The 21,788-nt window shown below is 52.4% G+C and carries 21 protein-coding genes; all 21 read right to left on the bottom strand.

The features are described 5' to 3' along the window. Positions 1–49: 49 nt before the first annotated feature. Complete coding sequence (locus BLQ59_RS06030) at positions 50–1,408, bottom strand: MATE family efflux transporter (protein WP_074571996.1); 1,359 nt, start codon at positions 1,406–1,408, stop codon at positions 50–52. Next, positions 1,408–2,607 carry a YecA family protein gene (locus BLQ59_RS06025; protein ID WP_074571995.1) on the bottom strand — a complete coding sequence of 400 codons (1,200 nt, stop codon included), beginning with the start codon at positions 2,605–2,607 and terminating at the stop codon, positions 1,408–1,410. The genes BLQ59_RS06030 and BLQ59_RS06025 overlap by 1 nt, the downstream gene beginning before the upstream one ends. A 39-nt stretch (positions 2,608–2,646) precedes the next feature. Beyond that, positions 2,647–3,849, bottom strand: a complete 1,203-nt coding sequence (locus tag BLQ59_RS06020) for an N-acetylmuramoyl-L-alanine amidase (protein WP_074571994.1) — start codon at positions 3,847–3,849, stop codon at positions 2,647–2,649. 153 nt (positions 3,850–4,002) lie between these two features. Beyond that, positions 4,003–4,662 carry a MotE family protein gene (locus BLQ59_RS06015; protein WP_074571993.1) on the bottom strand — a complete coding sequence of 220 codons (660 nt, stop codon included), beginning with the start codon at positions 4,660–4,662 and terminating at the stop codon, positions 4,003–4,005. Between the two features lie 17 nt (positions 4,663–4,679). Beyond that, on the bottom strand, positions 4,680–5,306 hold the full coding sequence (locus tag BLQ59_RS06010; protein ID WP_074571992.1) for a lytic transglycosylase domain-containing protein: 627 nt from the start codon (positions 5,304–5,306) through the stop codon (positions 4,680–4,682). Further along, on the bottom strand, positions 5,303–5,770 hold the full coding sequence (fliJ, locus tag BLQ59_RS06005) for a flagellar export protein FliJ (protein ID WP_074571991.1): 468 nt from the start codon (positions 5,768–5,770) through the stop codon (positions 5,303–5,305). The genes BLQ59_RS06010 and fliJ overlap by 4 nt, the downstream gene beginning before the upstream one ends. A gap of 6 nt (positions 5,771–5,776) precedes the next feature. Next, positions 5,777–7,117 (bottom strand): flagellar protein export ATPase FliI, encoded by a 1,341-nt coding sequence (gene fliI, locus BLQ59_RS06000; RefSeq protein ID WP_074571990.1) that lies wholly within the window; start codon positions 7,115–7,117, stop codon positions 5,777–5,779. Between the two features lie 10 nt (positions 7,118–7,127). Further along, a complete protein-coding gene (locus BLQ59_RS05995; RefSeq protein ID WP_074571989.1) occupies positions 7,128–7,919 on the bottom strand; it encodes a FliH/SctL family protein in 792 nt (263 codons plus the stop codon). Next, complete coding sequence (gene fliG / locus BLQ59_RS05990; protein WP_371118271.1) at positions 7,912–8,943, bottom strand: flagellar motor switch protein FliG; 1,032 nt, start codon at positions 8,941–8,943, stop codon at positions 7,912–7,914. Before fliG ends, BLQ59_RS05995 begins: the two co-directional genes overlap by 8 nt. A gap of 3 nt (positions 8,944–8,946) precedes the next feature. Next, a complete protein-coding gene (fliF, locus tag BLQ59_RS05985; protein WP_074571988.1) occupies positions 8,947–10,536 on the bottom strand; it encodes a flagellar basal-body MS-ring/collar protein FliF in 1,590 nt (529 codons plus the stop codon). 40 nt (positions 10,537–10,576) lie between these two features. After that, positions 10,577–10,879, bottom strand: a complete 303-nt coding sequence (gene fliE, locus BLQ59_RS05980) for a flagellar hook-basal body complex protein FliE (RefSeq protein ID WP_074571987.1) — start codon at positions 10,877–10,879, stop codon at positions 10,577–10,579. A 27-nt stretch (positions 10,880–10,906) separates the two neighbouring features. Next, on the bottom strand, positions 10,907–11,356 hold the full coding sequence (gene flgC / locus BLQ59_RS05975) for a flagellar basal body rod protein FlgC (RefSeq protein ID WP_074571986.1): 450 nt from the start codon (positions 11,354–11,356) through the stop codon (positions 10,907–10,909). A gap of 32 nt (positions 11,357–11,388) precedes the next feature. Then, positions 11,389–11,811: a flagellar basal body rod protein FlgB gene (gene flgB, locus BLQ59_RS05970; protein ID WP_074572020.1), complete on the bottom strand. Its 423-nt coding sequence runs from the start codon at positions 11,809–11,811 to the stop codon at positions 11,389–11,391. 192 nt (positions 11,812–12,003) lie between these two features. Next, the gene (gene codY, locus BLQ59_RS05965; RefSeq protein ID WP_014423683.1) at positions 12,004–12,780 is read right to left on the bottom strand and encodes a GTP-sensing pleiotropic transcriptional regulator CodY; all 777 of its coding nucleotides are present in this window, start codon (positions 12,778–12,780) and stop codon (positions 12,004–12,006) included. Positions 12,781–12,990: 210 nt separating this feature from the next. Further along, entirely contained in the window at positions 12,991–14,391 is a 1,401-nt protein-coding gene (gene hslU / locus BLQ59_RS05960) for an ATP-dependent protease ATPase subunit HslU (RefSeq protein WP_074571985.1), read from the bottom strand. Further along, positions 14,391–14,933: an ATP-dependent protease subunit HslV gene (gene hslV / locus BLQ59_RS05955; protein WP_014423681.1), complete on the bottom strand. Its 543-nt coding sequence runs from the start codon at positions 14,931–14,933 to the stop codon at positions 14,391–14,393. Before hslV ends, hslU begins: the two co-directional genes overlap by 1 nt. 4 nt (positions 14,934–14,937) lie before the next feature. Continuing rightward, positions 14,938–16,272 carry a methylenetetrahydrofolate--tRNA-(uracil(54)-C(5))-methyltransferase (FADH(2)-oxidizing) TrmFO gene (gene trmFO, locus BLQ59_RS05950; RefSeq protein WP_074571984.1) on the bottom strand — a complete coding sequence of 445 codons (1,335 nt, stop codon included), beginning with the start codon at positions 16,270–16,272 and terminating at the stop codon, positions 14,938–14,940. Continuing rightward, positions 16,272–18,518, bottom strand: a complete 2,247-nt coding sequence (gene topA / locus BLQ59_RS05945; RefSeq protein WP_074571983.1) for a type I DNA topoisomerase — start codon at positions 18,516–18,518, stop codon at positions 16,272–16,274. The genes trmFO and topA overlap by 1 nt, the downstream gene beginning before the upstream one ends. 4 nt (positions 18,519–18,522) lie before the next feature. After that, positions 18,523–19,629 (bottom strand): DNA-processing protein DprA, encoded by a 1,107-nt coding sequence (dprA, locus tag BLQ59_RS05940; protein ID WP_074571982.1) that lies wholly within the window; start codon positions 19,627–19,629, stop codon positions 18,523–18,525. Between the two features lie 100 nt (positions 19,630–19,729). Continuing rightward, the gene (locus BLQ59_RS05935; protein ID WP_256324616.1) at positions 19,730–20,398 is read right to left on the bottom strand and encodes a ComF family protein; all 669 of its coding nucleotides are present in this window, start codon (positions 20,396–20,398) and stop codon (positions 19,730–19,732) included. After that, positions 20,391–21,233, bottom strand: coding sequence for a selenium-dependent molybdenum cofactor biosynthesis protein YqeB (gene yqeB, locus BLQ59_RS05930; RefSeq protein WP_074571981.1), 843 nt, complete (start codon positions 21,231–21,233; stop codon positions 20,391–20,393). Before yqeB ends, BLQ59_RS05935 begins: the two co-directional genes overlap by 8 nt. Positions 21,234–21,788 lie beyond the last annotated feature (555 nt).

Here is a 21,788-nt window from a genome sequence, read left to right as displayed (position 1 = left end):
CTTTTTCCCTTTTAAAATTTAAAGTTTTTCTGGCAAAATTTTCAAAAATCTACTGTTTAACAGTGGACGCAGCCTTTTCCTGCACCTGCCGCAAGCGTATCTCCAAACAGATTGCCCCGATAATAATGCCGGCAATCAGCCCCAGCCAATAGCCATAAGGGCCCAGATCCGTAAATCTGGCCAGCACCCAGCCCAACGGCAGCCCGATGAGCCAGAAGGAGAGCACCGCCAGCATGAAGGTCACATGAACGTCCTTGAATCCGCGCAGAGCCCCCTGCAGCGGCGCGTTGATGCTGTCGGCAAACTGCATGAACACCGCATAGACCAAAAAGCCAGCCAATATGGGCTGCACTTCGCTGCTGGTGGTGTAGAAAGCCGCGATTTCCTCACGAAACTGCGTAAGCAGCAGGGCAATGCTGCCCACCGTGAAAAACGTCAGATAACGGCTCAGCCGGATATACTGCTGCGCATCCGCCAGGCGTTTTGCCCCTGCCTCAAAACCGACCAGGATTGTCAGTGTCATACTCACAGCCAGCGGGATCATATAGACAATGGTGGTGAAATTCATGGCCGCCTGATGTGCTGCCACGATTGCGGTGCCATAAGCGGTCATGAAGAGCCCCACAGCACCAAAGATGCTCTGTTCACAGAACATAGTAGCTCCGATGGGAATCCCGACACTCAGCTGCTTTTTCCACTCCTGCAGATCGATTTTCGGCAGATTGCGGAACACATGATACTCCTTGAACGGTTTCATCGTTGTCACCACGACGATATTCAGCAGCAGGTTCAGCGTCAGCGTGATAGCTGAGCCAAGGCCAGCCCCCACGCCGCCGAAGGCCGGCATCCCGCACAGGCCGTACATGAAAATGTAGTTGAGCGTGATGTTAGTGGGCACGGTACACATGGTCACACACATGGTCAGCCGCGTATAGCCATGGGCATCGATGAAATTCCGCAACACCGAGGACACGAAGATGGGCATGATGCCAATGGAGAGGAACATCAGATAATGACTGGTGATGTACTCCACCTTCGGCTCCAGATGCAAAAGCGGCAGGATATGAGGCACTGCCAGCCAGCCCAGCGCCACAAAACCTGCCCCCAAAGCCAGTGCCCAGTAAAAGCCCTGCTTGACGATGAAGCCGATCTTATGTGCCTTATCCGCACCATAAAGCTGGGAAATCGTTGGTGTCAGACCGGATATGATTCCCAAAAAACTGCCGAAAAAAGGCATGAAGAGATTTACCCCCACCGCCACGCCGGCCAGGTCCTGCTGGCTGATATGACCGGCCATCACGGTATTAAAAAAACCCGTTGCCATCAGGGACAACTGGGTTATAAAGATGGGCAAAAGCACCACAAAGAATTGCCGTGCTTTTGCCTTGTAACCAAAGGTCTGTTTCATCAGTTTTCATCCTTCGCCAGGCAGCAGTTCTTATATTTTTTCCCGCTGCCACAGGGACAGGGATCGTTGCGTCCAGCCTTCTGACGATGCACTTCCGCAAAGGGAATCACCTTGCCCATACCACTCTTGGCAAAGAGCTCGCTGGGGGTATGTCCTTTGAGCGGCCAAAGATGAGTTTCGTTATTGTATGCGATCAGCAAAGGCACCACAGCCTTCATCTTGCGTTCATCGTCCATCATGCCCAGTTGTTCCAGATATTCTGCTGCTTCCTGCAGATTGCCGCCATTCTGCAAAAGGATGAAGATCTCCCCTGTAATATCTGCTGCCTTCAGCACATCACAGCCATGTTCTTTCATGAAGAACTGTGCCAGATCCTTATACTCCATCGTAGCATCGATATGATTGTCTGCGCCAGCTTCAAAAAGCTGCGCATAGGTAAACTTCGCAAAATCCAGATTGCTGTGCTTGCGCTGTTCATCCTCCAATGCCGACTCATCGATCAGCGTATAATACTTCACGCCCTGCGGCAAAGCCACGATCGTATTCGTCCAGCAGGAGGCATTGAGCATCACGCCGACAAAATCCTTGAAGGAGAGATTTTCCCGCTGGTCAGCTTCCAGATGTCCGGCCACCATAGTATACAGCTCTTCATAGTTCATGTAGCCGTAATAGAAGAGCGCACCTGCTGTCAGGCGGGTAATCTCCGTATTCATGGTTGCCAGCGCCTCAAAGTTCGGGGAATCCAGCTTCTTGAACTCAGCACGGATTTCCTCCGGCATATACCAGACGAGCTGGTCCTCAACCTTGGCACAGGAAAGGAAACCCAGGCCGCGCAGATAGTCCAGACGCACATCATCATCGCGCAGCTTGGTACTCTGCCCCTTTTCCAGGATAAGGTGCTGGAAGCATTCGTATTCCTCCAACAGAATAGAAGGCAGCCAGAGACGGGCGAAATTGATGATTTCCGGCATCAGCTTCTGAACCAGCTCCGCCTTCTTCAGCGAGCTGGCACCGCTGATGTTGAGATTGTAGCGGATATCATCCAACTCTGCCCTGGTCATGGCTTCCAGCATCGACTGCAGGTCGTTCTTCGCCGGCATCTTATGGCGATAGAGCGCTTTCTTACGCTCCTCCATATCTGCTTCCATCATCTGCGCCAGGCTTTCTGCCTGTGTCATTTCTGTTTTCTGTGCTTCCATTGTTACCTGTAAAATCCTTTCTTTTATTCTTCTGTCTCATTAACCAAAGTAATCGGCAATGCCATCCACAATTCCCTGAGCTGCTTTGCGGATGCCGTCTTCGCTGTCCAGAAGCTTTTCTTCCTGCTCATTGGAGATAAACGCTACCTCCAGCAAAGTTGCGGGCATATCCGTATGCTTCACTACATAGAAATTGCAGCTCTGCGTGCCCCGGCTCTGCGTGCCGATCTGATCGATAACCCCGGAACGGATCTTGTCCGCCAATACCCGGGAGCGCTTGTCTCCCAACGAGTAATAATAACCTGTCGTGCCTTTGGCGGCCCGGTTGGTAAAGGAATCCATGTGGATCGAGACGAAGATATCCGCATTGACCTCATTAGCCACATCACAGCGAGCCTGCAATTCCTCGATATCCGTGGCCTTCGCCCGTTTCGGCGACACCTCGATATCAGCCTCCCGTGTCATATAGACCGTGGCACCTTCCTTCACGAGCAAGCGGCGCACTTCATTGGCCACCCGCAGGGTAACGCTCTTTTCCATTACGCCCGTAGGACCAATAGCGCCTGAGTCACTGCCGCCATGACCGGGATCTAAGACAATCTTACGCCCCTTCAAGCCGGTAATGCCTGCCAGTTCCTCGTCCAGTTCCTCATCCTTATTGGTGGGATCTTTGCTCTTTTCCGGCTCTTTTTTCTCCTGCTTTTGCGCCTGCTCTTGTTTTGCGGATTTTGGCTTGACCGTTTCCGCCTTCGGCTTAGCTGCCGGCGTCTTCTCCGGCAGATCGATCTTAGCCCCACTGGAATCCGTCAGATTGCCAAAATCCATCACAATACGGCCGGGAACCGTACCGCTGTTCAGGCCAAAAACCTTGTAATTATTCCGGCCCACCTTGGTCTCCACCACCACACGGACCGTCTGAGGATCGAACTGAGCAATCTTCACTGTGCCCACAAAGTTCGTATCAAGGTCCAGCTGCCGGTCAAGCTTGGGTGAAACCCAGGCGTTGGCAATATCGATAACCACCCGGTCAGGAGCTGAAAGCACCATCTTTTTATAGGTCACCGGCTTGCTGGCATCAATGACAATCCGGGTTTTATCGGCATCACTGCTGTCCCGGATGCCAGTTATCTCTGCCATGCTGCTGACTCTGTCCCCAAAATCACTGGCCTCAGCAGTAAGCGCAGCAAAAGGGAACACGACGGCCAGCGCCGTGATATACAGCAAAAAGAATAGTCTTTTCATGGAACTCCTCCCCTGTTCAGACACATATACTTTATTATCTTATTTATCTTTTGAAAATGCAAGGGGCTATGTCCCAATTTAACCGCTTTTTAATGGTATTTTAACCCTGCCATAATAAAAAACCTGTTGGCATTTCTGCCAACAGGGATGGATTCACTGTTGTTGCTGCTGCTCTTCTTCCGCATTTTTTTTCTGGGCTTTTTCCTCCAGCATACGGCGGATATCTTCCTCCGTATTGACTTCCTTCTGGGTGCCCGCATACATGATTCGGGTGATCCTGGCAGTCTTGCCCTCATCAAAGGCAGTCAGGATCTTGGCCACCACGGCTTCATCCATACGCTGTAAGATAGCGATGCACATATCATCGTCGAGCTCATTCATAGCCTTAGCCGCCTCTTTGGGCTTCATCTGATTGTACAACCGGGCCAGCTTGGAAACACGCTTCTTTTCCTCCGCTTCCCGCTGCTTCATCTGTTTTTCGATTTCTTCCTTGGTTATGACGATTTTCTTGGATTCCTTCTTATCCTTGTCGTCCTTTTTTACATTCTTGTCTTTATCCTTGTCCGGCTTAGCATCCTCCACCGGCAATTTTTCCATCTCATCCTCGCTGGGAGCAGGGCGCACAAAGTATTCCCCCACCACCGGCAGATCATAGAGTTTCAGTTTCTCATTGGCATCCTTAGTGTCAATGAGCTGCAGATAGATGCCCAGGGCAAAGCCTCCCACTATAAGTACCAACAGCAGGAAGAGCACCAATAGCACTTTTACTATTTTGCTGCCTTTTTTCTTTTTTTTCTTCTTCGCTGCTGCCATTTTCCTACCTGCCTTCGTTATCTATAGATATCCAATACTTTATTCACATAATTCTGGGTTTCCTTGTAAGGCGGAATCCCGCCATAGGCTTTTACCGCTCCAGGGCCGGCATTATAAGCCGCCACAGCCTTTTTGAGATCACCGCCGAATGTATCGAGCATCTGCCGCAGGTACTTGGCGCCGCCTTCCACATTCTGCTGCTTATCATACGGATCCACGCCTAAAGAAGCCGCCGTATCCGGCATCAGCTGCATGACGCCGATAGCTCCGGCCTGGGATACGGCCTCCTGCCGTCCATTGGATTCCACCTCTGCCACCGCAGCCACAAGTTTGGGATCCACCTTGTACTTTTGGGCAGCGGACTCTATGAGTGTACTGAGTTTTTGATCAGCCAGCGGCAGATTTCCCAGCACTTTTTCCGTCTTAGGCCTTGCCTTCGTCTGCTCCACCTTCTGCACATCCGGCAATGGTTGTGTCTTTTCCACCTGCGCTGCAGTCTTATCTGCCCCGCCCATTGTCTTTTGGATTTCCTTTTCCAGCGTCTTAGAGAAGCCCGCACCGGGAATAGTCCCGGGCATACCGAATTGTTCCTGCAATTGGGCAATCCGTGCCTGTACCTGACGCACGCCGGTCAAATCCATCATGATACTGCTCCTTCCCTTCTCCTGCGCATGGTCAGCTGAAGACCAATCTCATCCAGCATTTTCTGTTCTTCCCGCAGGGCTTCGGCCTGATACTCCTGCCAGCGTCGTTCTTTCAACTGCTCAATGCTTTTCAGATAACTCATGATGGCCATCAATGCCTTGAGCTTCTTCTGTTTCTCACCCTTCATCTGCAGCACAATGCCCTGCTGCATTTCAATCTGTTCCCGCTTCCAGGCAAAAAAGCTATTGAACGCCATAAGCCGACCCACGGTAACCCTGACACCTTCCTGAGACAGGGCATCATAGTCCCGCTGTCCCTTCTGCATCTCTGCCAGCAAGGTCTGCAAGCCCTCCCGGGCTTCCTCCAGCCTGCGGGAAGCAGCGGCAAATTCCCGCTCCGCATCGTCTTTCTTGCGGCGTGTCACCCGCAACAGGGTTTCCAATTGGAATTTAAACTTCTTCATGCCTCATCACCCGGAAATGCGCATCAGTTTCTTTTCCGTGTCTTCATAGGTATCCACTTCATAGATTCCCTGACAAAGGAATTCATTTATCGCATCAATCTTCTGGATGGACTCATCAATCTTGGCGCTTGAGCCTTTGACATACGCCCCGATATGGATCAGATCCTCCGCATCGCGATACACAGCCATCAGCTGCCGCATCTGCTGGGCCGCCTTCAGATGCTCCGGCGACACCACCTCATTCATGACACGGCTGACGCTGGGCATGATATCAATGGCGGGAAAATGATTCTGCGCCGCAATATTGCGGGATAGAACGATATGTCCATCGAGGATGGAACGCACTGCATCGGCAATGGGCTCATTCATATCGTCACCATCCACCAGCACCGTATAGATTCCCGTAATGGAACCTGTGGCACTGGTCCCCGCCCGCTCCAGCAGCCTGGGCAGCATCGCAAATACCGAGGGCGTGTAACCACGGGTTGCCGGCGGCTCCCCAATGGTCAGCCCCACCTCACGCTGGGCCATGGCAAAACGGGTGACCGAATCCATCATGAGAATGACCTTGCGCCCCTGATCGCGGAAGTATTCAGCAATGGCCGTGGCGGTCATCGCACCTTTGATGCGCACCAAAGCCGGCTGATCCGAAGTAGCCACCACCACCACGGAACGCTTCATGCCCTCTTCACCTAAGTCCCGCTCGATGAAATCCCTAACCTCGCGGCCACGTTCTCCCACCAGGGCGATAACACTGATATCAGCCTCCGTATTCCGGGCAATCATGGAAAGCAGCGTGGATTTCCCCACACCAGAACCGGCCATGATGCCGATACGCTGCCCTTCCCCCATGGTAATCAGGCCATCAATGGCCCGCACCCCCACATAGAGGCTGTCATGGATACGCGGACGCGATAACGGATGCGGCGGATCCGCCTGCAGGGAATACTCCTGCTTGCAAAGGATTGGCCCCTTGCCATCAATTGGATTGCCTAGTCCATCCAAAACCCGTCCGAGTAGTTCTTCCCCCACCCGGACGTTTAGCATCTTCTGGGCCGCCGTGACTTCGCAACCTGGACCGATGCCCTGCATCTCGCCGACAGGCATCAGCATGACGTAACCTTCCCGGAAGCCCACGACTTCAGCAGGGATGGGGGGAACATCAGGATTATGCGAGCTGATATAACAAAGCTCCCCCACACTTACCGTCGGTCCCTGGGATTCAATGACCAAGCCGATCACCTGCGTGACCTTGCCCGTAAGCTTCACGCTGGAGCACTCGTAGATGGCATCGGTAAATTTCGTGATATTCAGTTGAAACGGCTTGTTTTCCCCCATATCATCCATAGCGAAAACCTCAAAGCATCACATTCTTCACCGCCTGCCGCACTAGTTCAATCTGCGTGGCCAGCCTTGCATCCACTGTGCCGTTAGGCGTTTCAATCAAACAATCTCCCGGCTTCATGCTGAGATCTGAGGTTATATCGATCTCTGCATCACCATAGGTAAGCAGCCCGCGGAACTCCGTGCGGGCCATCAGAACCAGATCGTAATCTGCCGGCGATACATGAATCTTCAAGGTCTTCTGATCTTTGACCTTCAAAAGTGATTCCCTGACCAATGGCAGTACCACCTGCGGCACATCAATGAAATGCTGGGGCAGGATCTTTTCCACCACAGCCATGGCAATCTTCACCACATCTTCCTCAGCCTGCTGGACATAATCCCTGCAGGCTGCCTTGGCATCCTGCAGGGTTTTTTCTGCCCGGGCACTGCCCTGGACAAGGATATCTTCCATTTCCTCCCGTACTTTGGCTTCCCCATCCTTATAGCCGGCATCATAGCCTTCCTGCCGCCCGATTTCAGCGGCTTCTTCTTTCTTTCGCTCAATCTCCTTCTGTGCCTCAGCCAGCAGCCGATTGCGTTCAGCCTTAGCTTCCTGCTTGATGATTTCTGCATCTACCTTGGCATCCTTCAGGAGCTGGATTGCGCGCTGCTCCTTGGCAGCAATTTCTGCCAGCATACGGGTGCGGGTTTCTTCATCCAGGCCATTATCCTCCGCCGCCTTTTCCTCGGGCTTAGGCGGCTCGGGGGTATGGATAAGATGAGGATTCTCCTCCCATATCGCGGCTTTGATAACTCTAGACAATCATCTCGTCTCCCTGTCCACGCGAAATTACAATGTCGCCTTTTTCTTCCAATACCCGGATGACATTGACGACCTTCTGCTGTGCTTCTTCTACATCGCGGATCTTCACCGGACCCATGAACTCGATTTCCTCACGCAGCATATCGGCAGCACGCTTCGACATATTCCTGTAGACCTTTTCTGCCACTTCCGGCTGTGTAGCCTTGAGGGCCAGAGACAGATCCTTGGTTTCCACATCGCGCAGAACCATCTGCAGGGAACGGTCGTCGAGCTGTACGATGTCTTCGAATACGAACATGAGGCGTTTGATTTCCTCGGCCAGTTCCGGATTGTCCACTTCCAGGGTTTCGATAATGGATTTTTCGGTTGTGCGATCCACCCGGTTGAGTACTTCCACGATGGCCTTGACACCGCCAGCCGTGGTGAAGTCCTGCGTAACCAGGGAAGAAAGCTTCCGCTCCAATACCCTCTCTACCTCGCGGATGATATCCGGCGATGTCCGGTCCATCTGCGCGATACGCCGTGCCACATCGGCCTGTGCCTCCGGCGACAGTGCCCCGAGGACGGTAGCTGCCTGATCCGGATCCAGATAGGCCATGATCAGGGCAATCGTCTGGGGATGTTCGTTGTTGATGAAGTTCATGAGCTGAGAAGGATCGGTCTTGCGCAGGAAGTCGAACGGACGAACCTGCAGGCTGGTGGTAAGGCGATTGAGGATCTCCATCGCCTTTTCTGCTCCCAGAGCCTTCTCCAGTACATTCTGTGCATACTCGAGCCCGCCAGAGGAAATGTAATCGCTGGCCATGGCCATCTGATAGAACTCACTGACCACCTGAGCCTTGACTTCCTGACTGACCTTCTTATGGTTAGCAATCTCCAGCGTGATACGCTCAATCTCGTCATCAGCCAGATGCTGAAACAGCTTGGCCGAATACTCTGGCCCCAGAGCAATGAACAGAACGGCCGCTTTCTCCGAGTTGGATAGCCCCTCATCGCCATCGCCATACATATCTTCAAATGCCATTTGTCATTCCTCCGCCAGCCAAGTCTTAACAAGCATAGCCACTTCTGCCGGACGCTGATCGATAAGCTGTTGCAGGGCCTGCTTTTCGGACAGATGCTGCTGTTCCTCTTCGGAAAGCTCGTCCGGTTCGATAGCACCTGCGGCAATAAGGGCCGCCCGCTCTTCTTCTTCTTTCTTTCTCTTTGCTTCTTCCTCCAAGCGAATCCGCTCCTGCTCGGCCGCAATGGCTTCCAGTTTCTTCTTGCGGCGATAGTACAGATATCCACCGATAGCTGCCAGTACCAGCAGGATTCCCCCGATGATACCATAGAAGATCATGTCTTCCCGATCTTTGGCCGCCTTTTCCTCAGCTGCCCGCTTATCGCGAAGTTCCGTGCTGAAGGGCAGCGGTTCCACGGATACCGTATCACCGCGATCCGCATTGATGCCTGCTGCACTGGTCACCGTCCGCATGATGCTGTCCTGCTGCTGCGGCGTAACCGATTCATCCACCAACACAGCCACCGTCAGGCGGCGGATGGAACCAGGAGCAGCCACCGTCTTGGATTTTTCCTCATTTATCTCATAGTTTTTCGTGGATTCTTTCTTCTCATATTCCGCATTGGCATTGGCATTCTGCGCCACATAGCCGGGCACGTTGGACTGTACCCCTGCCGCTCCGCCAGGCTGCGTGGACGTGCCATTATAGGCTTCACTGATATCCTGCTGGCTGCGGATAATGCCAGAATCGTCAACCACCGGCGTAAAGGTCTGTTTGTCCGTAGTGCGATCATCAAAATCTAATTCAACGCTCACGCGAGCAAAAGCCTTACCTTCTCCCATGGAATCATCCAGCATGGACTGGATGTTCTTCTGGATATTGTCCTGAACCTTCTTGGTCATATCCAACTGCGTCATGGTCTTGACACTGACATTCTGTTCCTCATTCTCATCCGGATCGTTGAGGATCTTGCCCGTGGCATCCACCACCGTGATATTTTCCGGTTTCAGCCCCTGGACACTATTCGCAGCCAGATTGACAATACCTTTGATCTCCTTCTTGGATAGTTCCATATTAGGCCGCAGATGCAGCATGATCGAAGCTGTTGCCGGCTTCTCATTCTTCTTGTACAGGCTGTCCTCCGGCAGAACAATATGCACCCGCGCCTTCTCCACAGATGCAATCTGCTCAATGGTCCGAGTCAGTTCCCCCTGCAGAGCCTGCAGATAATTTACCTTGTTCTGAAATTCCGTGACACCCAGCTTACTGTCATCGAATATCTCAAACCCCTTATTCCCTCTGGGGAGTCCCTGAGTCGATAAATCCAGACGGGCATTGTGCACATCCCGTGACGGTACCATGATTGTAGTGCCTTGCCGTGTTTCCTGCACTTCGTATTCGATTTTAGCTTCTTTCAGTTTTGCAGCTACTTCACCGGCATCCTTGGTCTCCATGTTGGTGAACAGAGGAACCATATCCGGCTTATTGCCATACCACGCACTTACACCAATTATGGCAATGAGAATAGCCAAAGCGGAGCCCAGCATGATATAGCGCTGGCGCTTACTGAATCTCTCCAGCAGCTCCTTATACCGCTCTTTCCAATCTCCCATGATCTCAATCCCTTCACGTCGAATTACACTGTCTTAGCCGTCATACCTGCATGCGCATGATTTCCTGATATGCTGTCACTGCCTTGTTCCGTAACTGAAGGGTAAGCTGCAGGGCAATCTCAGCCTTTTTGGCCGCGATAACCACCTGTGACACATCTTCTATCCTGCCAGCTGCCAGCAGCGCATTCTGCCGTTCAGATTCCAACTGCAGCCCATTGGTCTTCTTCAACGCATCCGTCAGATACTGACCAAAATTCTTCACTTCCTTAGGTTCCTGTGTTTCGCCCAAATGACTGGTGGCACTCATTGACACCGGAGTTATCGCGAGTGGTGCTATTTCCATATCTTTTCCCTCTCAAAACACAAGTTCTTACTTATTGCCCATTTCCAAGGCCTTCGACACCATGGCCTTGGCAGCATTGATGGTCGTAGTATTGGCCTCATAAGCACGGGAAGCCGTTATCATGTCCACCATTTCCGCCACCATGTTCACATTCGGCCTTTCCACATAGCCTTCCGCATTGGCATCAGGATGCCCCGGATCGTACACCAGTGGCCCCTGAGTCGTGTCGCTTTCAATGCGCACAGCACGTACACCATCACCAGCTTCCAGCTTATTTGCCGCTTTTTTCAAAAAAGTCTGAAACGGACCGCTATCCTTAACTCTGGGTTCAAAGACCACATAGCGGCGATGATAGGCGCCTCCCCCTTCCGTACGGGTAGTGTTGGCATTCGCGATATTATTGGAGATAACATCCATGCGCAGACGCTCAGCTGTAAGACCAGAAGCCGCTGCATCAATCCCTAGAAACATGCTCATCGTCTTTCCCTTTTGCACTTTCTATCCCCAGCTTAGGTCTGTCCGCTGGTGATTACATTCTTCAAATCGGTCATAAAGCCACCCAGCTGGGTAGTCATCGCGTTGTAATACATATGGTTCTTGGCCAGGCCAGCCATCTCAATATCAATATCCACATTGTTGTCATCCACACGCATGGTGGTTGTATTGTCTTCCTCAATCACGGCATGTGCCTTGCCATGCATAGGTATCGGCAGATGACGGTCATGGGTGCGGACAATTGCCACCTTCATGGGCTCGTCATCCAGATGTAATTCCTTGGCCAGCAGATCCTCGAAATTCACCGCACTGCGCTTGAAATGGGGCGTATTGACATTAGCAATATTGTTGCTGATGACCTCCTGCCGCATATTGGCGGCTTCAAGCCCCCGGGACAGATAATCGAAGTTAGCTGCATTCATTATTTGCTCCAGCATGCCGGAATCACACCCTTTCCATATGCCCAAATAGAAATCTCCTTCTGTAGTTGCCTTTTGTTTAATTTCTACATAAGGACTCTAACTCCTTCCCACTTTATCATTTTTTTCTTGTTTAAACAACAGGCTATCCATCTCCAGCAGAAAAAAATAAGACCAGTGCTATTGCACCAGTCTTATAGCAGACATCTATCAGATTTTCAGCTTCTGTACTTCTTCCAGCAGGTATTCGTTGAGCACCTTGATATAGGTACCTTTCATACCCAGGGACTTGGAGGAAATCACGCCAGCGGATTCGAACTTGCGCAGGGCATTGACGATAACCGAACGAGTGATCTTCACCTTGTCCGCAATCTTGGAAGCGACCAGCAGGCCTTCCGTATCCGGCAGGGCCTCAAGGATGGCCTTAGCGGCCCGGCTCTCGGAGAAGGAGAGGGTATTCAGGGCAATCTGTACCGTAGCTTTCTTGCGGGCTTCGATCTCAATCTTTTCCGCATGGTCACGGAGCATTTCCATGCCCACAACCGTTGCGCCGTATTCGCAGAGCAACAGATCTTCATCGCTGAACTCCTCATCGTATTTTGCTACCACCAAGGTACCGATACGCTCACCTACACCATAGATGGGAACAATCGTGGTGTTCTTGCCGTTGAAGAGGCATTTCGTATTTTCCTCGTAAGCGCACATGCCCGTCTTGGAATGCAGATTAGCGTTGGTTTCGTCCATGCGCATCAGCCAGTTCACATAGGTCTTGGGGAATTCGCCCTGGTTGATTACCTTATCCACCATGAGGTCGCATTCAAAATCATCGACAAAAGCATAGCCAAAGATTTTTCCCTTCTTATTCGTGATATAGACATTCGCGTTGAGTACATTGCTCAGAACGCGGGAAATCCCATCATATTCCACATTCTCGGAACGCTGCAGGAGCCGGTTGATCTTTCTGGTTTTCTCTAATAATGATGCCATGTAGCTTTCTCCTTTACAAAATATTTTGACAGTCCTGTTCAACCTTGAACGGGACATCACATACACATCTATGGTTATTTTATCACATTTTTCAAAATAATCATAGATGCAGAATAATATTTTTAATTAAATTTTCATATTATTTCTGAAGGGAGAAGCAAAGGCCGCTTCTTCCTTCAAAAGCATATGAAACAAATCGTTCAAAACAGATTACAGGATAAACTGAGACAAATCGCGATTCACCACGATATCTGCCAGCTGCTTATCCACATAGGCCCCATCGATGATCACTTTCTTTTCCTCCAGCTCCGGAGCCGTAAAGCTTACTTCTTCCAGCAGTTTTTCCAACAATGTATGGAGGCGGCGGGCACCGATATCCTCCGCCTGTTCGTTGACATCGCAGGCCAGCTGCGCCAATCTGGCTATAGCCTCGTCCTGGAATTCCAATTCCACGCCCTCGGTGGCCAGCATGGCCTGATACTGTTTGATCAGCGCGTTCTGCGGTTCGGTCAGGATCTTCTGGAAATCTTCCTTGCGCAGGGACTTGAGTTCCACACGAATCGGGAAACGGCCCTGCAGTTCCGGAATCAGATCCGACGGCTTAGCCATATGGAAGGCACCGGCGGCGATGAAGAGCACATGGTCGGTCTTTAAGGGACCGTATTTGGTCATGACCGTGGAACCTTCCACGATGGGCAGGATATCCCGCTGCACGCCTTCCCGGCTCACATCAGCACCGGAGCTGTTGCCCTTGACTGCCACTTTGTCGATTTCATCGAGGAATACGATACCGCTGTACTCGGCAACTTTCACAGCCTCATCTGCGACCGCTTCCATATCGATGAGCTTTTCTGCCTCTTCCTGCGTGAATATCTTGCGGGCCTGCTCCACTGTCACCTTGCGTTTGCGATGACGCTTGGGCATCAGGTTACCGATCATGTCCTGGATATTGTCCCCCATGCTCTCGAGGCTGGAGCCGGCAAACATGCCCACCATGGGCTTGCCGTTTTCTTCCACATCGATCTCGATGGTTTCCTGCTCCAGTTCACCCTTCTGCAGACGTTTGCGCACCCATTCGCGACCAGCCTGATACTTTGGTTCAGCTGGTTTCTCCTGCTCTTCTGCCTCATCATCGCTGCCACCAAACAGGCGTCCCAGCGGATTGGTATTCTTCTTCGGTTCCGGCACGAAAACGTCAAGAATGCGCTCTTCAGCCATTTCCTTAGCCTTTTCCTGTACGGATTCAATGCGCTGCTGACGCACCATGCGCACAGAAGTTTCTGCCAGATCGCGGATGATGGATTCCACATCCCGGCCCACGTAGCCAACTTCCGTGAACTTGGTAGCTTCGACTTTAATGAAGGGAGCCTTGACAAGTTTCGCCAGGCGGCGGGCAATCTCCGTCTTGCCGACACCGGTGGAGCCGATCATCAGGATATTCTTGGGCACCACATCTTCCTGCATATCCTTGGAGAGCTTGCGGCTGCGCCAACGGTTGCGCAGGGCGATGGCCACGGATTTCTTCGCTTCATCCTGGCCTACGATATACTTATTGAGTTCCTCCACAATCTGGCGTGGAGTCTGTTCATTTGTGCCAAAAAGTTCTTCCATCAGTCTAACTCCTCAACCTTGATATTATGATTGGTGAATACGCAGATATCTGCCGCAATTGACAGGGCTTCTTTTGCGATCTCACCAGCGCTCATCTCCGTATGTTTGGCCATGGCCCGGCCAGCAGACAGGGCATAGAAACCGCCGGAACCGATAGCCGCCACATCCCCGTCCGGCTCGATGACTTCACCGTTACCGGAAAGCATCAGCATGGTGTCCTTGTCAGCTACCAGCAGCAATGCCTCCAGCTTGCGCAGGATCTTGTCCGTGCGCCATTCCTTGGCCAGCTCCACTGCCGCGCGCTGCAGATTGCCGTTATAGGTCTCCAGTTTTGCTTCAAATTTCTCAAACAGCGTAAAGGCATCGGCCACCGAACCGGCAAAGCCAGCCAGCACCTGATTATGATACAGGCGGCGCACCTTGCGGGCGTTGGCCTTCATGATCGTGTGCTCGCCGAAGGTCACCTGACCGTCTCCGGCAATAGCCGTCTTGCCGTTCTTGCGCACGGCACAGATTGTTGTTGCATGAAATTGTGTTTCCATGATATCAGCCTCCAATAGCCGGCTTGAAGGCATCGATCGCTGCCAAAGCCCGCTCAGCTAGTTTCATTTTCTTCGCTTTTTTATCCTTGATGATCTTGCCATTCTCATTGCGCATCACAATGGTGGGCAAAATGCCAAAATTCACATTCATTGGCTGGAAATGCTTGGCCTCACTGGTCGTGATATAATGCGCCAGCGCACCATGGCAGGTTTCCTCGGGGAAGACCAGCGGTTCCTTGCCCGCAGCCATGCGGGCTGCATTGACACCAGCCACAAGTCCCGAAGCTGCCGATTCCACATACCCCTCTACACCGGTCATCTGTCCCGCAAAGAACAGATTGTCGATGCCCTTGAACTGGAAGGTCGGGCGCATATGAGTGGGCGAATTCAGGAAGGTATTGCGGTGCATGACACCATAACGCAGGAATTCCGCATGTTCAAGTCCCGGAATCATGCCGAATACACGGCGCTGTTCCGGCCATTTGAGATGCGTCTGGAACCCTACGATGTTGTAGAGAGTGGCCGAAGCATTATCCTGCCGCAGCTGCACCACGGCATAGGGGCGCACGCCCGTTTCCGGATGCTCTAAGCCCACTGGTTTCAATGGGCCAAACAGCAGCGTATCTTCCCCACGGCTGGCCATGACTTCCACCGGCATGCAGCCTTCAAAGAATTTTTCCTTCTCAAAGTCCTTGGTCGGTGCTTTTTCCGCATTGACGAGTTCCGTCCAGAAGGCCTGATACTCTTCCTTGGTCATGGGGCAGTTAATATAGGCCGCCTCGCCCTTGCCATAACGGGAAGCACGGTAAGCCTTGGTCATGTCCACGGATTCGAGGCTCACGATAGGCGCGGCTGCATCATAGAAGTACAGGGAATCGTTACCCGTAAGTCTGGCAATTTCCTCAGCCAGCTTCCCTTCGGTCAGCGGACCGCTGGCCACGATAGTAATCGCATCATCACGCAGGGGAATCGTCTCGATTTCCTCGTGGATAACCGTGATATTCGGATGATTGCTCACCTTATCCGTGATATACTGGCTGAAACCATGACGGTCCACGGCCAGTGCGCCGCCTGCCGGCACTTTCGTAGCATCAGCCGCTTCCATGATGATGGAATCCAGCCGGCGCATTTCTTCTTTGAGCACGCCCACGGCATTTTCCATGCCAGCGCCACGCAGGGAATTGCTGCAGACCAGTTCTGCAAACTCTGCGGTCTTATGCGCAGGCGTGGATTTCACCGGACGCATCTCATAGAGCGTGACTTTCGCGCCCATATTGGCTGCCTGCCAGGCAGCTTCGGCACCGGAAAGACCGGCACCAATGATGATGATATCTTTCATTATTTCTTGTTACCTTTTTTTGTCTTGCTTTCTTTCTCAGCAGCCTCTGCAGCTGCCGCCTCGGCTTCCTTGGCCTTCCGGGCTTCAGCCCGCTGGCGCATCTTCTCCAGTTCCTTGTTGATGGGATGGTCGATGCGCGTTTCGCAATCGTCATTGCTGCAATAGGTCAGGCCGCGGCCATTCTTATAATGATGCTTGAGCATGAAGGCGCCGCATTTCGGGCACTTTTCCTGCAAAGGCTGATCCCAGGTCGTGTAATCGCATTCCGGATAATTCTTGCAGCCGTAGAACTTGCGGCCGCGGTGGGATTTGCGCTCCACGATGGAACCGCCGCATTTCGGGCACTTGACGCCGGTATCCACGAGCAAGGGCTTGGTGTTGCGGCATTCCGGGAAGCCCGGGCAGGCCAGGAACTTGCCATAGCGCCCCTGCTTGACCACCATCATGCGGCCGCAGAGTTCGCAGGGCACGTCCGAAACTTCCTCGGGCAGTTCCACATGGCCGATGGCTTCATCCGCCTTTTCCAAGGTCACTGCAAACGGATCGTAAAATTCCCTGAGCAGACGGTTCTTCTCCACCTTGCCTTCCGCGATTTCATCCAGTTCATTTTCCAGATCCGCGGTGAACTTCACATCAACGATATCCTTGAAGTATTCCTCCAGCATATCCACCACAACGAAGCCTAACTCTGTCGGCTGGAAATGCTTGTCAATGCGCTGCACATAGCCACGGGCCTGGATAGTCTCGATGATCGGCGCATAGGTACTCGGACGGCCAATCTCTTTTTCCTCCAGCGTCTTGACCAACGAGGCATCATTATAGCGGGCAGGCGGCTCCGTGAAATGCTGCTGCGGCAGCATCTTAGCGATATTCAGCTCATCGCCTGCTTCCAGATCCGGCAGCAGGACGTCCTTTTCCTTCTTGTTGGAATCTGCCCCGGCATAGACAGCCGTGAAGCCGGCAAATTTCAGCTTGGAACCGGAAGCCTTGGCCGTATAGCGTTCGCCGGCCTTGATCTGGATGCTCATGGTGTCGTAGATGGCCGGCACCATCTGACTGGCCGTGAACCGCTGCCAGATCAGGGTGTAGAGCTTCAGCTGATCTTTGTTCAGATGCTTGGCCACACTGTCCGGCGTGAGATTCACATCGGTCGGACGGATTGCCTCATGCGCATCCTGGGCCTTCTTGCCCGTCACATAGATATTGGCCTTTGCCGGCAAATAATCTTCCCCGAACTCAGCCCCGATAAATTCCCGGGCATCATGCAGGGCTACATCTGAAAGACGGGTGGAGTCCGTACGCATGTAGGTGATAAGACCAGTCGCACCATGGCGGCCGAGCTCAATACCTTCGTAGAGCTGCTGCGCCAGCATCATGGTCTTGCGGGAGGTGAAACCCAATTTCCGGGCTGCATCCTGCTGCAGGGAACTCGTGGTAAAGGGCGCCGCCGGTTTGCGCTTGCGCTCGCTCTTCTTTACCGTATCCACAATAAGCTGCTGTTTCTGGAAGTCCTCCACCAGCGCCGTGGTATTCTTTTCATCATGGAGATCCAGCTTCTCGCCATCCACATGAGTAAGCTCGGCATCAAACATGGCGGACTTATCCTTGCGCAGCTTCATGCCTACCGTCCAGTATTCCACGGACTCAAAAGCCTGAATCTCCTTTTCGCGGTCACAGATGAGTTTGACCGTCACGGACTGCACGCGACCGGCCGAGAGCCCTTTGCGTACCTTGCGCCAGAGCAGCGGTGAAAGCTTATAGCCCACGATGCGGTCGAGCATACGACGGGCCTGCTGGGCATCCACCTGATCGAGGTTGATACCGCGCGGATGCTTGACTGCCTCCTGAATCGCAGGTTTGGTGATCTCATTGAAGACAATGCGGCAGTCCTCATCCGGGTTCAGCCCCAGGATAAAGGACAGATGCCAGGCAATGGCCTCCCCCTCGCGGTCCGGGTCGCTTGCCAGATACACTTTATCAGCATTCTTGGCATCCTTCTTGAGGGCCTTGATCAGGTCGCCCTTGCCCCGGATATTGATGTATTTGGGGGCAAAGTCATTTTCGACATCAATGCCGAACTGGCTCTTGGGCAGATCCCGCAGATGTCCCATGGAAGCCCGCACCATGTACTTCTTGCCTAAATATTTTTCAATGGTCTTCGCCTTGGCCGGTGACTCCACGATGACCAATGTCTTTTTAACTTTAGCTTTCGGTTTAGCCTTTTTCTTTACTTTCTCTGCAGCCAAACTTTCACTCCCTCTCAGCACGCCTGAAGCAGTGCAATTCGTTTTCTATGACAATCCCCTTCAGCTCCATTTGCAGGAGCAGATAGGATAAATTTGCTATCTCACCATCCGGCAGGCTCAGCATGATCTCATCCATGGAAAGCGGATGTTCAAAGGACAGTACCTGATAAATGGCCGCTTCCTCTGCCGTCAGCTTCGGCCCTGACTTTTTGACCGGTTTGGGCCTTGCCAGATTGAATTCCTCCAGGATATCCCCCGGTTCTGTCACAAGTTTTGCCCCCTGCTGGATCAGATGGTTGCAGCCCGCACAGGCAGGGGCAAAGATACTGCCTGGAATGGCATACACATCCCTGCCGGCAGACAGGGCCATCTCCGCAGTGATCAATGAACCTGAGCGGGATGCCGCCTCTACCACCAGCGTTCCTTCGGCAAGGCCGCTGATGATGCGGTTACGCGCAGGGAAGTACGCCGGCAAGGGGCGCGTCCCCGGTTCATATTCGGAAATAACAACTCCGCCGCTGTCAGCAATGTCGTAGAGCAGTTTACGGTTCTCGGAAGGATAGGCAATATCCACACCGCAGCCCAATACCGCTACCGTGCGGCCACTCTTTAAAGCGCCCAGATGGGAAAAACTGTCGATCCCCCGGGCGGCGCCGCTGACCACGGTAAGCCCTGCCGCCGCCAGCTGTTCAGCAAACTCCAGCGCAATGGACTGCCCATAGCCGGAATAGCGCCGTGAACCAACCATGGCCACCCGCCGGGCATCCGGCTCCAATATGCCATTATAATATAAAACGACCGGCGGTGCATAGATTTCCCGCAAAACTTCCGGATAATTTTCTTCCAATATAGATACCGTCTGAATCTGCTTTTGCGCACAAGCTTTTTGGATTTCCTCCGGCACGGACTTATGCTGACGGCAAAAATCCGCCAGCCGCTCCGACAGCCGCGGCGATAAGACTTTCGTATCAGCCAGCGTCTGAGCATCTGCCTGCCAAATGGCCAAAGGACTTTCCATAACCTCCAGCAGCCGTTGCAAATAGCGGCAGCCAATCCCCGGACAGCGAAGCATCGCCGCCAGATAGAAATTTGCTTCATTTAATTTCATCATCGAATCGCCACCTGCAGTCTGATATCAATATTATCATATTTAACATAAAATGACCATATTGTCAAAATATTTATGGTTATACGGCAAAAAAATTTCCCGCTCAACGATGGTCGCTGGCCAGCACCAGCACAGAGACAGACCTTGCCCCGGCCATTTTCAGCACACGGGCACATTCTCCTGCCGTCGCACCGCTGGTGAAGATATCATCCAGCAATAGGATATTTTTTCCTACCAGCTGCGCTGTCTCAGTCACCGCAAAGGCTCCCTGCAGATTAGCCGCCCGCTCTCTTTCATTCAGTTCATACATGGGCTTGGTCGGGCGGATACGCAGCAGGCATCTCGCCAGAGGAATATGCTGCCGAGACAGGAAGCTGCCGAAAATCAGTTCCGTCTGATTGAAACCACGCTGTTTCTCCTTGGCAGGATAAAGGGGTACAGGCACTGCCAGGTCTATGGAGGCCAGCATTTTTTGCAGCAGCATTTCTCCTTCCGCAGACCGCAGCAGGGTTTCAATATAGGGAAGATTGCTGCGCTTTCGCTGATATTTCAGATGGCGTATCAGATCCCGGAGGCTTCCCCGATAAACACCAAGTGCCCATGCATCGGCCAAGACCGCCTGCATAGGCACAGAAAGGGGCAATCGATGGAACTGCAGCGCCTGCTGCAGGCACTTCGGGCACCAGCCGCCCCTGCTCTCCACATAGGCATGACACAGGGGGCAATGCGGCGGAAACAAAAAATCCAACAAAGCAGCAATGATCTCAGCCACGGCCAAAGAACCTCCGCTTAGGCCGCTTGTGTTCCCAGACCATCACCGCTTCGAGCACGGAACCAGCCACACAGCGGGCCTTGTCGGAAATCGTGAAGCATTCCTCCTGTCCCATGGTGGGATGGATATCGGCAATCTTCTGATCCTTCTTCACCTTGCTGCCCCGATGGAGCGCACCGCGCAAGACGCCATCAATCGTGGCCTTCATCTCGATAGTACGGCCATCCGGCGTATGGATCTGCGCCAACGGCTCACCTTTTTTCACCATCAGGGAAATCGTACTCAAAACATCCACGGTCCCCTCTTCCGGCGCGAAGATCAGATGCTCCATATTGGCACTGACACCTACGGTACTGCTCTCGATATCCTGGCTGCGGGCGGAATACCCCTCATAAATCAGACGTCCCAGATTGTGCCCGCGCATGGTTTCCACCACCACGTCTACATCCCGGCCAGCACAGAAGCCCGGGCCTAAGGCAATCGTATGCTCCGCCATATCCTTGGTCGTGCCATTGGTATCATGCGAGAGGATTGCGTCCACCAGCACCTGCGGTTTCAATTCCTTCACACAGCGGGCCTCGGGATCTTCCAGCATGACCAATTCGCCCTTCTTCAGCCTGGCTTTGGCCTCATGCAGGTTCTCCGCCTTATAACAGGTTATGCGCTCCACTTTGGCCTGTCCGCGGTACATAGCCTCGGAATAAGCCACCCGGCGCCGGGTAGCCGATGGTTCTTTCTTTTCGAGCACCAATACCCTGAACCCTGCCCGGAATAATGCATGAATGGTACCGCTGGCCAGTTCGCCGCCGCCTCGCACAATAACCAAATGTTTCATCGCTTCTGCTCCTTATCCATTACAAATGTCATCGTTACCCATTATACTATATAATTTGCACTTTGCATTACGATAATTTCTCTCAAATCCTAAATTTTATTATTCAAAAGCATTGCAATTATCTGATAAGTATGTTATTATGTACTTGTAAAGAGGAGATGGGTACTCAAACCACTAGAATAGTAATTCTGTCGTTTGAAATTTTAGCAGGTGGGTATCTAGCCGAAACAGGCTCTCTTCAAAACCTTACATACTTGTTTTTCGAAAGGATGTGAGTGTTTATTGAAGAAATCACTTAGCAGGAGTTCTTTTAAGACCTAGCTAGCAAGTGCATTGGTGAAGTACAAGAATATCCAATCAGCGAAAAAGAGACGTGATGATGGTTATAGACCGCCAGACGTACTCAAAAGCAATTGGAAGTCAGGCGCACAACGTTTAGGGAAAAAAGATCACAATCTGCTACCCCGGGTAAGTCTTTACGTACATCATGAGCATCGAAACTGTAGTGAACCTATTGTTATCGAACGAGATGGACGCGCGCGCAAAGTAAGTGAA

The sequence above is a fragment of the Pseudoselenomonas ruminantium genome, from assembly GCF_900104055.1.
GTDB lineage: Bacteria > Bacillota > Negativicutes > Selenomonadales > Selenomonadaceae > Selenomonas_A > Selenomonas_A ruminantium_C.
Note: the sequence above shows the minus strand (reverse complement) of the source record. Positions and strands in the feature narration are given on the sequence as shown.

What these genes read in the sequence shown, in the direction of transcription:
- flgC (WP_074571986.1), bottom strand. Translation starts at nt 11,356, where the DNA reads ATGAGCATGTTTCTAGGGATTGATGCAGCGGCTTCTGGTCTTACAGCT.
- fliE (WP_074571987.1), bottom strand. Translation starts at nt 10,879, where the DNA reads ATGGAAATAGCACCACTCGCGATAACTCCGGTGTCAATGAGTGCCACC.
- BLQ59_RS06030 (WP_074571996.1), bottom strand. Translation starts at nt 1,408, where the DNA reads ATGAAACAGACCTTTGGTTACAAGGCAAAAGCACGGCAATTCTTTGTG.
- fliF (WP_074571988.1), bottom strand. Translation starts at nt 10,536, where the DNA reads ATGGGAGATTGGAAAGAGCGGTATAAGGAGCTGCTGGAGAGATTCAGT.
- BLQ59_RS06015 (WP_074571993.1), bottom strand. Translation starts at nt 4,662, where the DNA reads ATGGCAGCAGCGAAGAAGAAAAAAAAGAAAAAAGGCAGCAAAATAGTA.
- fliG (WP_371118271.1), bottom strand. Translation starts at nt 8,943, where the DNA reads ATGGCATTTGAAGATATGTATGGCGATGGCGATGAGGGGCTATCCAAC.
- yqeB (WP_074571981.1), bottom strand. Translation starts at nt 21,233, where the DNA reads ATGAAACATTTGGTTATTGTGCGAGGCGGCGGCGAACTGGCCAGCGGT.
- dprA (WP_074571982.1), bottom strand. Translation starts at nt 19,629, where the DNA reads ATGATGAAATTAAATGAAGCAAATTTCTATCTGGCGGCGATGCTTCGC.
- flgB (WP_074572020.1), bottom strand. Translation starts at nt 11,811, where the DNA reads ATGCTGGAGCAAATAATGAATGCAGCTAACTTCGATTATCTGTCCCGG.
- trmFO (WP_074571984.1), bottom strand. Translation starts at nt 16,272, where the DNA reads ATGAAAGATATCATCATCATTGGTGCCGGTCTTTCCGGTGCCGAAGCT.
- codY (WP_014423683.1), bottom strand. Translation starts at nt 12,780, where the DNA reads ATGGCATCATTATTAGAGAAAACCAGAAAGATCAACCGGCTCCTGCAG.
- BLQ59_RS06025 (WP_074571995.1), bottom strand. Translation starts at nt 2,607, where the DNA reads ATGGAAGCACAGAAAACAGAAATGACACAGGCAGAAAGCCTGGCGCAG.
- BLQ59_RS06020 (WP_074571994.1), bottom strand. Translation starts at nt 3,849, where the DNA reads ATGAAAAGACTATTCTTTTTGCTGTATATCACGGCGCTGGCCGTCGTG.
- fliJ (WP_074571991.1), bottom strand. Translation starts at nt 5,770, where the DNA reads ATGAAGAAGTTTAAATTCCAATTGGAAACCCTGTTGCGGGTGACACGC.
- fliI (WP_074571990.1), bottom strand. Translation starts at nt 7,117, where the DNA reads ATGGATGATATGGGGGAAAACAAGCCGTTTCAACTGAATATCACGAAA.
- BLQ59_RS06010 (WP_074571992.1), bottom strand. Translation starts at nt 5,306, where the DNA reads ATGATGGATTTGACCGGCGTGCGTCAGGTACAGGCACGGATTGCCCAA.
- hslV (WP_014423681.1), bottom strand. Translation starts at nt 14,933, where the DNA reads ATGGAAACACAATTTCATGCAACAACAATCTGTGCCGTGCGCAAGAAC.
- hslU (WP_074571985.1), bottom strand. Translation starts at nt 14,391, where the DNA reads ATGGAAGAACTTTTTGGCACAAATGAACAGACTCCACGCCAGATTGTG.